The following is a 9,498-nucleotide window of genomic DNA, read 5'->3' on the forward strand; positions in this document are numbered from 1 at the left end:
TAGGCATCGCAAGCCTCGCGGCTGATGCCGAAGTCCTTCGCCAGATTCTCCGCCGTCTCGATCATCCCGCTGATAACGCCATAGCGCTCGACCGGCTGGCTCATCACCCGTCCGCGCGAAAGCCGGTCATGCAGCATCAGCCCGCCCGCACGCACGCCCTTGCGAACGTCGGTGGTGTAGTGCTCCACGTTCGACATGGACTCCACGCCGCCTGCTACCACCACGTCGGATACCCCGGTCTGCACCATCATTGCCGCATTTACGATGGCCTGCAGCCCGGATCCGCAGCGTCGGTCAAGCTGGTAACCCGGAACCTGCTCCGGCAGGCCTGCCAGCAACCAGGACCAGTGCGAAATGCACGGCGCTTCACCGTTCCCGTATCCTTGCGCAAAGATCACGTCGTCCACGCGCGCCGGATCGATCTGCGTGCGCTCCATCAGCGCTTTAAGGATCACCGCGCCCAGTTCGCCTGCGGTCAGCGCGGAAAGCGCGCCGCCGAACTTGCCCACAGCGGTGCGGATGGGGGCCACGATGGCGGCGCGACGTAAAGTCATATCTTGTCCTTATCTGAAGCGGCCACCACGCCGCGATCGATCAACGCGGCAATCTGGCCCGATGACATGCCCAGTCGTTCGGCCAGCACCTCTTCACTATGCTGGCCGAGGTATGGCGCGGGCAGCGGGTCGCCCGCCTCTCGATCCGGGATATGGGCAAAGCTGCGCGGCGCGGGATAGGCAAAGCCGCTGGGGTTGGCGGGCGAGGGGCCGAACAGCGGGTTGCCGGTCACCAGTTCAGGATCGCGCGCCATTTCATGCATGGTGCGATAGTGTTCGAATGTCGCCCCGGCCTGCGTCAGCCGCGCGGCAAGATCGGCATAGTCGAACTGTTCCGCCGCCTGCTGGAACAGATCGAACAGCCGCTGCCGATGAACGAAGCGCCAATGGTCGCTGGCCAGGAAGCTGACGCCCAGTTCCGCTTCCAGCCCCGCCACCGCATCGCCAAGGTCAAAGGCTTCCACGGTGGCCTTCCACTGCTTCGGCGTCAGCGCGGCGACCATGAAGCGCGTGCCATCCCGGCTGCGGAAATCGCGCCCGAATGCGCCCCAGATGGCATTGCCAATGCGTTCGCGGTCACCCCTGCGATAGAGCATTTCCGCTGCGGCCCCGGCGTTGAACGCCGTGCCTATGGCTACATCGCCCAGCGGCACGCGCAGTTCGCTACCCTGTCCGGTCGCATCGCGGTGGCGCAGCCCAGCCAGCAGCGCGAAGGCGCAATAGGCACCGGTGATGAAATCCCAAGCGGGCAGGATTTGGTTTACTGGTTGCGCCGTTTCCTGATCCCATGCCTCAGGTCCGGTCATCAGCGGATAGCCTGATGCAGCATTGACCGTGAAGTCCATCGCCTGCCGCCCATCGTGCCACCCCATGATCCGCACCGAAACCAGATCGGGCCGCCCTGCCGCGATCCGGTCGTGCGCCATGAAGCTGTCCACCGGAAGGTTGGTGATGACCTGACCCGTCTTCTGCGCCAGCAAGACCGCCAAATCGCGGCCCTCTGCCGTCTGCAGATCGATCGCCACGCTCTTCTTCGCGCGGTTGAGGTTCTCCCATGAAAGCGAGCGCCCCTCGCGCGTCATCATGTAGCGGCGATAGTCCAGCCCGCCGCGCTTGTCGTCGATGCGGATCACTTCCGCCCCCATCTGCGCGCAATAGAGGCCCGCTGTGGGGGATGCGACGAAGGACGAAACCTCGACGATCGAAAGGCCGCTCAGCAACTGGTACATAGGATTACCAGACCGTCCCTTCGCTGGCGAATTCGCGCAGCAGGTGCTTGGCGATCTGCAACTGCATGATCTGGCTGGTGCCTTCGTAAATCCGCAGGATGCGCGCATCGCGGAAGAAGCGCTCGGCCGGATATTCAGCCAGATAGCCCGCGCCGCCGAACACCTGAACGCAGCGGTCCACCACGCGCCCGCAGGCTTCCGATGCAAACAGCTTTGCCGCAGCGGCCTTGCGCTGGATGTTCTCGCCCCGGTCGGCGCGGGCGCAGGCATCTGCCACCATGCATTCGGCAGCATAGAGTTCGGCCTCGCTGTCGGCCAGCATGGCCTGGATCAACTGGAAATTGGCGATCGCCTCGCCAAAAGCCTTGCGCTCGGTGGCATAGCGGATTGCAGTGTCGAGTGCGCGGCGCCCCATGCCCACGCCCATGCCCGCCACGGAAAGTCGCCCGTTATCAAGGCTCTGCATCGCGATCTGGAAGCCGCGCCCTTCCTCGCCGCCGACCAGTGCCGATCCGGGAATGTGCACGTCCTCCATGATCACATCGGCGATATGCGCGCCCGATTGCCCCATCTTCTTGTCGGGCTTGCCCACCGTTATGCCCGGCGTCGTCATGTCGACGATAAAGGCCGATACGTGCGCGTTCTTGGGCAGCGCCTCTTTCGATGTGCGCGCCATGATCAGCCCGATCTTTGCGCTCGGACTGTTGGTGATGTAGCGCTTGGTGCCGTTCAGCCGATATCCGTTGCCATCGCGCACGGCGGTGGTCTGCATCGCGGCGCTGTCCGATCCCGATCCCGGCTCGGTCAGGCCGAAACACGCGATTTCGCCGCTGGCAATGCGCGGCAGCCATTCCGCCTTCTGCTCTGCCGTGCCGAAGTTCTTGATCGCGCTCCCCGTCATGCCGATGTTGATCGATACCGTCGAGCGGTAGGCGGGCGAGGCATAGGCCATGTGCATCACCGTGGTGATGTATTGGCTGATGTTCATGCCGGCCCCGCCGAATTCTTCGGGGATGGTGATGCCGAACAGGCCCATATCACGCATCTCGTCGAGAATGTCGTCCGGGATGCGGTCATTGGCGATGACCTCTTCTTCTGCCGGGATCAGCCGCTCTCGCACATAACGATGCAGTTGCTCGATAAACTGATCGAACACTTCCGGGTCCATTCCGGGATTTACAGTGGTCATCGCAGAAGTTCCTCAGACTGGATCGTAAGGGAAAACGTGCGCCGAAACTTCGTCAGCGCGCGCAAAGGCGGGCTTGAACGCAGGGATCAGTTCCTCGGCTATCGCGGCGGGCGTCCAGCCTTCCAGCTTGACCATAGATCGCACCGGGCGCGGCTTGTTGAACAGCAGGATCTCGTTCTTGCGGACCGAGAACACCTGATTGGTCACCTCTGCCGAAAGGTCCGACGCAAGATAGGCCACCAGGGGCGCGATCTTGTCCGCGCTCATCGTCTGCAACCGCGCCACGCGCTGCTTCTGCTCAGGTGTTTCGGCGGGGATCGAAGCGGTCATCCGGCTCCACGCGAATGGCGCAATGCAGTTTGACCGCACGCCCCAACGTGCCATGTCCAGCGCGATGGATTGCGACAGCGCCACCAGCCCCAGCTTAGCCGCCGAATAGTTCGCTTGCCCCACGTTGCCGATCAGCCCGCTGGTGGAGGTAAAGTGGATGAAGCTGCCCGAAGCCTGTTCACGGAAATAGGGCGTTGCCGCCTTCGATACGTTGAACGCCCCGGTCAGGTTGACATCAATGACGCTGGTCCAATCTTCATAGGACATCTTGTGCCAGATCGTGTCGCGCAGGATGCCTGCGTTGTTCACCACCGCATCGATCCGGCCAAAGCGCTGCACCGCATCTTCCACGATGCTGGCCGCACCCACCGGATCGGCCACGCTGGCAAGATTGGCCCATGCCCTGCCGCCCGCCGCCATGATATCGTCCGCCGTGGTCTGCGCGGGGTCGCCATCGCCGCCATCGCCAGCCTGCGCCACGCCGGGATCGTTGACCACCACCGCTGCGCCTTCGCGCGCGCAGAGCAGGGCGATTTCGCGCCCGATCCCGCGCCCCGCACCGGTCACGGCAACGACTTTGCCTTCCAGAACCCCGGCCATCCGAATCTCCAAACCGCTCATGCTTTACGCGAACGTTAATCAAGCGATTAAAAACTGCAACCGTCCGCAGCGATTTTCTTGGGCCAGTGCATTGTGCAGCGCACCTTGCGGTGCCCGGCAAACCGGGCTAGGGGCGCGCGCAAAGAAATCCCCATAAATTGCAAGGAACGTCCGATGGCGGTTACCCGCACCTTCTCGATCATCAAGCCCGATGCCACGCGCCGCAACCTGACCGGTGCAGTCACCAAGATGCTGGAAGAAGCGGGCCTGCGCGTTGTCGCGTCCAAGCGCATCCACATGAGCCGTGAACAGGCCGAAGGCTTCTACGCCGTTCACCGCGAACGCCCGTTCTTTGGCGAACTGGTTGAATTCATGATTTCCGGTCCGGTGGTCGTGCAGGTTCTCGAAGGCGAGAACGCCATGCAGCGCAACCGCGACATCATGGGCGCGACGAACCCCGCCAACGCCGAACCCGGCACGATCCGCAAGGAACTGGCTGAATCGATCGAAGCAAACTCGGTTCACGGTTCGGATTCGGACGAGAACGCAGCGATCGAAATCGCCTATTTCTTCAAGCCCGAAGAAATCGTCGGCTGATCATCCGATCACGTTGACGGCAAAAAGGCCGGGGCAGCAATGCTCCGGCTTTTTTCGTTGGCGATTACCCAGGGTGCAAACACACCGGCCGTAAACCCACCCCCGGCCCCTCCCTTAAGGGAGGGGAGCGAGACTTATTGAGCCAAAGGCGAAGTTAGTCGCAGCGGGGAGGGTTTCCGACCTGTCGTTTGCCCCCGCAACACCGACCAAATGCCAATGTTGCCTCCTTGCAACGCTCCGTTGCAAATCGCTTGTTATCCGGGATAACAATAATTGTAGGCACCGCATACGACTGCTAACTAAAGATCGTCCCATTTTTGTGGGGACGCTGGGCCGAAAACCGGCCCTTCAGGGAGGATACCTGATGCTTACCACTCGCGCATCCGCGCGCCTGCTCGCGCGCACCAGCCTTGTTGCTGCCGCTGCTTTTGCACTCTCGCAGCCTGCTTTCGCCCAGGATGCCGCCGAACAAGCTGCTGAAGAAACCGCTGGCGGCGAAATCATCGTCACCGCGCAGAAGCGCGCGCAGTCGCTGTCGGACGTGTCGCTTTCGGTTGCCGCTGTCGGCACCGAACAGCTTGCCGCCAACAACACGGTCAACCTCGAAGGCCTGCAGGCTCTCGTGCCGTCGATCAGCTTCGGCAACGATTTCAACTTCGCCAAGCTGTTCATTCGCGGCATCGGCCTGTCCAGCTCGCTTCCGGGTGTCGATCCTTCGGTCGCGCTGCACGTCGATGGCGTGGTTGTCAGCCTCGCGCAGGCGCAGCTTGGCTCGATGTTCGATCTTGAACGCGTCGAAGTGCTGCGCGGGCCACAGGGCACGCTCTATGGCCGCAATGCCACCGGCGGTGCGGTCAACCTGATCACGGCCAAGCCTACCGAAGACCTCAGCGGCTATGTCCGCCAGACCATCGGTGGCGATGCCCTGCTGATCCAGACGGACGCTGCTGTCAGCGGTTCGCTCACCGAAGGCGTGCGTGCGCGTCTGGCGGTGCAGCGCATCAAGCGTGATGGCTTCGGCATCAACGAATTTACCGGTAACGAGATCGACAACGCCAACCAGTGGTCGGTGCGCGGTCACCTGCAGTTCCTGCCGACCGACAAGCTCTCGATCCTGCTGACCGGCGAACTCCACACCGAAGATGATCGTTCGCTTGCGGTGAAGTTCCGCGAAGTGTCGTTCCCCGGCACCACTACGCCCAGCCTTACCGCGCTGGGTCAGCGTACCAATGCCGATGGCAGCCGCGCCGCTTTCGCCAGCAACGTGCGTAACCTGAACACGAACTTCGATCCGATCAACGATCGCAAGCAGTATGCCTTCACCGGCATCATGGACTATGCCGCATCGGATGTCGTTTCGCTCAAGTCGTTGACGACGTATCGCAATTTCCGCGCGATCTTCTTCCACGATTTCGACATGTCGTCCTATCTCGGCTATCGTCTGGCGCAGACCAATGCGGTGCAGACCAGCGCGAACCACTGGCAGCCGGTTTTCCAGCACCAGTTCAGCCAGGAACTGCAGGCCAACGTCGATACCGACAAGCTGCACGCCGTGTTCGCGGGCTTCTATCTCAAGGAAAAGATCCGCGTTGAAAACCACATCGGCTTCGATGTGCTGACCAACACCGATCCCTACCGCGTGCAGTTCGATGGCAAGCTCGATGTGGAAACCTGGGCGGTCTTCGCCAACCTGACCTATGATCTGACCGATCAGTTCTCGGTCAAGGCCGGTGGCCGCTATTCGTGGGAAAAGCGCAAGATCCAGAACAACAGCGGTATCGGCACTGCCGCCACCGGCTTCGTGCTTGATCCGCTGCAGTGGAACACGTCCAAGACGTGGGACGATTTCTCGCCCTCGCTGGGTGTGGAATTCCGCCCGAACGACGATGTGATGGCCTATTTCAACTGGTCGCGCGGCTTTAAGTCGGGCACCGCCGAAATCGGTTCGCGCCGTTCGGCCACTGCCACCACGCCCTTCGTGAACCCTGAAAAGGTCGAAGCTTTCGAAGGCGGCATCAAGTACAGCGCAGGTGGCGTGCAGACCAACCTTGCGGTGTTCTACCAGAAGCTCAAGAACGGGCAGTTCCAGCGGACTTTCCCGATCCCCAACCCGCCGTTCTTCGCCAGCGCGCTTGAAAACGCAGCAGAATCGCGCGCCTATGGTGCAGAGTTCGAACTGCGTTGGCGCCCGGTCGATGGCCTGTCGATCGATGCTTCGGCAGCTTATCTGGATTCGGAGTTCACCAAGTTCTTCTCGAAGAACCCGCTGAACGCCGCACTGTTCGGCCCCGGCGGTTCTTCAATTCCCGACGAAGATCTTTCGGGCAATGCCACGCGCATGTCGCCGAAGTGGACGCTGAACTTCAACCCTGCCTACACCGCCGATCTTTCGAGCGGTGCAAGCGTGACGCTGGCCACCAACGTGTCCTATCGTTCGAAGCAGTACCACACCGAGTTCAACGACGACCGCATGGCCGCCGATGGCTATGTGATGGTCGATGCGAACGTGAAGTACCGCCACTCGGACGACAAGACCTCGATCAACCTGTGGGTACGCAACCTGACCAACGAACTGGTCTGGGCGGGCAGCTATGCCGTGGCCACCAGCCGCACCATCGGTGGCACGCTGATGCCGCCGCGCACTTATGGCGTGACGCTCGGCTACGAATTCTGATCCACCCCGCTACTCTCCGTCCGGGGAGTAAAGGGAACCTCATCGGGCCGCCGGTTCACTCCGGCGGCCCTTTTTGTTAAGCGTGCGCTTAAAGGAGATTCGGATGCAGGGGATGGGTGGCGAAGATTGTCCGTTCGAATTCAATTTCGATGCGCAGACGTTCAAAGTGGGGGACACGGTATCTTACCGGATCGTTGGAAACCCGATGTTTCAGGATATGCCCTTCGTGGGCGAACTGCTTGAAGTGCATCAGGATTTCGTGGTGATCGCGGGTGATCCCAGTGATGCGTCGGTGCGTTATCGCGCCACGCGGGAAAGCCGTCCGCAGGTCGATTCCAGTCAGATTTAATGGGCAATCCTGAAGTGCACCTAGATGCACCTAACTGCACCTAGGTGACGCTGGGTTGCCTGTACCACTGCGCAAGGCCCCACCAGATAGCCCCTATCGCGCCAAGGCCGAGGAGGATGGGCAGGGTGTACCCGAAACCCATGTGGAGGATCGCAGCGGCGACCAGCGCGGCAGTCGAACAGCCAAGATCCCAGCCGCCTTCGGTCGCCATGTTGAACCGCAGCGTGCATTGCGACCGCTGCGCCATCGCATAGAGCGGCGATAGCATTGCAGTGGCGAGCATCGGCGTTACCAGTGCGCCGAGTGCGGTGGCAACGAGGGCGGGGAGGGGAAGTTCCCATGCCAAGGCCTTGATTCCAATGACTATTGCGCCAAGGCCATAGGCGAGGGTGAGCGAGTGGTTGGCGTGGCCACCATCGATCAACTTGCCGATCAGCAGGCTCCCCGCCGCTGCGCCAAGGCCCGCCAGCGCAAGCGCACCGCCGAAATTTTCGAAGCTCTGCCCGAGGGTTACGAACAGCGCGAGGTTCCACACAACCATGCCGCTGCCCGATTGCAGCCCTTCTGCAAAATAGACGCGCCGCCCGAAGCGGACGATGGCGGGATCGGCGCGGCTGCTGGGATCGATCGCAGGATTGGGCGCGCTGAGCAGTGGGGCGGCGGCAAGCAATTGAATTAGAGCGATAATTGTAAAGCCAGCCATTGGCCCGGCCCAGCCAAGCAAGAATCCACCAGCGACCGGCGCGACGATTCCGACCGTGGCGGTTACCGCCTGCTGGATCGAAACCTGCCGCCCCATCGCGGCATTGTCTCCAGCGGCGGAAACATAGGCGTGGTAACCGGTCCAGTAGAGGACGCTGCCAAGGCCCGACACGAGGATATAGGCCACCAGCATTGGGCCTAACCCGCTGACAAATGGCAACATTATGTACGAGACTGCGCGGATCAGCACGCCGAGCAACAACACGCTGCGCAACCCGTATCGATGGGCGAGGGGCAGGACGGCGGTGCGCAGGGCGAAGCGCGAGAGCAAAACGAGCGCAAAACTCGCCAGCGCGAAGGAGGGGCTAAGCCCTTGTTTCACGAGGAAGCCGACGACGAAAAGGCCGCCGCTTGCCTCTACAAACGATTGCAGTCCCGCGTGCGCGTAGATGCGGCGGATCGTGGTCAAGCCCATGATTTCCCTAGAATTCCATCATTGCGGCAAGGCGGCGCGGGGCGACGGCGGCCCAACTGCGGCGCAGCCAGTCTGCGGCGTGATCCCAGTCGACGTCCGGGCGGTTGAGAATCAAGCCAGCCCAACCACTTGCGCCATAATAGGCGGGGCGGAACCAAGTGTCCTCATCCTGTTCGATCAGCGCGGAAAGTTCATCCTGCCCGCTGGTTTTCACCAGCAGCGCGATATGCGGCGTGCCGTGGTGCTGATCGTTGAAATAAGCGAAATATTTGCCGCCAACGCGCCAGCCGGGGGAGCCGTGGCTTTCGCGCTCTTCCACTTCTGGCAAGGCGGCGGCAAGCGAGCGAACCTTGTCCAGCAGCCATTCCGCGCTGTTTTCCCGCGCGACGAAGGCGGCGAGGGTGCGCGAATAGAGCTGGTGTTCGGCAAAGAGCACGCGCGCGGCGAGGCTGTCGCCGGTGTCGCCGGGAATGATCGCCACCGGCGTCTGGCCGAGGATCGGGCCATCATCCAGTTCGGCGGTGACCAGATGGACCGTGCAACCACCGTGGCTGTCGCCCGCTTCGATCGCGCGGTCGTGGGTGTGCAACCCTTTGTATTTGGGCAGAAGTGAGGGGTGGATGTTGAGCATCCGGCCTTCCCAGCGACCCACGAATTCGGGGCTGAGAATGCGCATGTAGCCCGCCAGCGCAATATACCGTGCGCCCGATTTCAGCACTTCGGCTTCCATCAGCGCGTCATGCTCGGCGCGCGGGATGCCTTTGTGGGGCAGGGCGAACGTGGGCACGCCTTCGGCCTT

At 62.0% G+C, this 9,498-nt stretch carries 9 protein-coding genes; 3 read left to right on the forward strand and 6 right to left on the reverse strand.

What is annotated here, in order from left to right; all coding sequences use genetic code 11:
• The 4 genes from ACOVQ0_RS14210 to ACOVQ0_RS14225 all read right to left on the reverse strand — a co-directional run.
• A partial coding sequence (locus ACOVQ0_RS14210) for a beta-ketoacyl synthase N-terminal-like domain-containing protein (RefSeq protein WP_421885660.1) occupies positions 1–554 on the reverse strand: 554 nt, incomplete at its 3' end.
• Positions 551–1,783 carry a CoA transferase gene (locus tag ACOVQ0_RS14215; protein ID WP_421885663.1) on the reverse strand — a complete coding sequence of 411 codons (1,233 nt, stop codon included), beginning with the start codon at positions 1,781–1,783 and terminating at the stop codon, positions 551–553. The genes ACOVQ0_RS14215 and ACOVQ0_RS14210, both read right to left, overlap by 4 nt.
• Positions 1,784–1,787: 4 nt before the next feature.
• Positions 1,788–2,972, reverse strand: a complete 1,185-nt coding sequence (locus ACOVQ0_RS14220) for an acyl-CoA dehydrogenase family protein (protein ID WP_421885666.1) — start codon at positions 2,970–2,972, stop codon at positions 1,788–1,790.
• A 12-nt stretch (positions 2,973–2,984) separates the two neighbouring features.
• Positions 2,985–3,902 (reverse strand): SDR family NAD(P)-dependent oxidoreductase, encoded by a 918-nt coding sequence (locus tag ACOVQ0_RS14225; RefSeq protein WP_421885668.1) that lies wholly within the window; start codon positions 3,900–3,902, stop codon positions 2,985–2,987.
• 174 nt (positions 3,903–4,076) lie between these two features.
• Between ACOVQ0_RS14225 and ndk the strand changes: the two genes are divergently transcribed.
• The 3 genes from ndk (at position 4,077) to ACOVQ0_RS14240 (ending at position 7,522) form a co-directional block, all read left to right on the forward strand.
• Positions 4,077–4,499 carry a nucleoside-diphosphate kinase gene (ndk, locus tag ACOVQ0_RS14230; RefSeq protein ID WP_305616089.1) on the forward strand — a complete coding sequence of 141 codons (423 nt, stop codon included), beginning with the start codon at positions 4,077–4,079 and terminating at the stop codon, positions 4,497–4,499.
• 364 nt (positions 4,500–4,863) lie between these two features.
• Positions 4,864–7,173 (forward strand): TonB-dependent receptor, encoded by a 2,310-nt coding sequence (locus ACOVQ0_RS14235; protein ID WP_421885671.1) that lies wholly within the window; start codon positions 4,864–4,866, stop codon positions 7,171–7,173.
• A 103-nt stretch (positions 7,174–7,276) separates the two neighbouring features.
• Entirely contained in the window at positions 7,277–7,522 is a 246-nt protein-coding gene (locus ACOVQ0_RS14240; protein ID WP_421885673.1) for a hypothetical protein, read from the forward strand.
• Positions 7,523–7,562: 40 nt separating this feature from the next.
• Here the strand turns inward: ACOVQ0_RS14240 and ACOVQ0_RS14245 are convergent, their stop codons facing one another.
• Together ACOVQ0_RS14245 and ACOVQ0_RS14250 are read right to left on the reverse strand one after the other, a co-directional pair.
• The gene (locus tag ACOVQ0_RS14245) at positions 7,563–8,699 is read right to left on the reverse strand and encodes an MFS transporter (RefSeq protein ID WP_421885675.1); all 1,137 of its coding nucleotides are present in this window, start codon (positions 8,697–8,699) and stop codon (positions 7,563–7,565) included.
• 7 nt (positions 8,700–8,706) lie between these two features.
• On the reverse strand, positions 8,707–9,498 hold a 792-nt coding region (locus ACOVQ0_RS14250; protein WP_421885676.1), incomplete at its 5' end, for a formyltransferase family protein.

This window comes from Novosphingobium sp., from assembly GCF_049240505.1.
Taxonomy (GTDB): domain Bacteria; phylum Pseudomonadota; class Alphaproteobacteria; order Sphingomonadales; family Sphingomonadaceae; genus Novosphingobium.

Bases quoted from the DNA above. Each gene is read 5' to 3' on its own strand.
- ACOVQ0_RS14215 (WP_421885663.1), bottom strand. From the start codon at position 1,783: ATGTACCAGTTGCTGAGCGGCCTTTCGATCGTCGAGGTTTCGTCCTTC.
- ACOVQ0_RS14220 (WP_421885666.1), bottom strand. From the start codon at position 2,972: ATGACCACTGTAAATCCCGGAATGGACCCGGAAGTGTTCGATCAGTTT.
- ACOVQ0_RS14225 (WP_421885668.1), bottom strand. From the start codon at position 3,902: ATGGCCGGGGTTCTGGAAGGCAAAGTCGTTGCCGTGACCGGTGCGGGG.
- ndk (WP_305616089.1), top strand. From the start codon at position 4,077: ATGGCGGTTACCCGCACCTTCTCGATCATCAAGCCCGATGCCACGCGC.
- ACOVQ0_RS14235 (WP_421885671.1), top strand. From the start codon at position 4,864: ATGCTTACCACTCGCGCATCCGCGCGCCTGCTCGCGCGCACCAGCCTT.
- ACOVQ0_RS14240 (WP_421885673.1), top strand. From the start codon at position 7,277: ATGCAGGGGATGGGTGGCGAAGATTGTCCGTTCGAATTCAATTTCGAT.
- ACOVQ0_RS14245 (WP_421885675.1), bottom strand. From the start codon at position 8,699: ATGGGCTTGACCACGATCCGCCGCATCTACGCGCACGCGGGACTGCAA.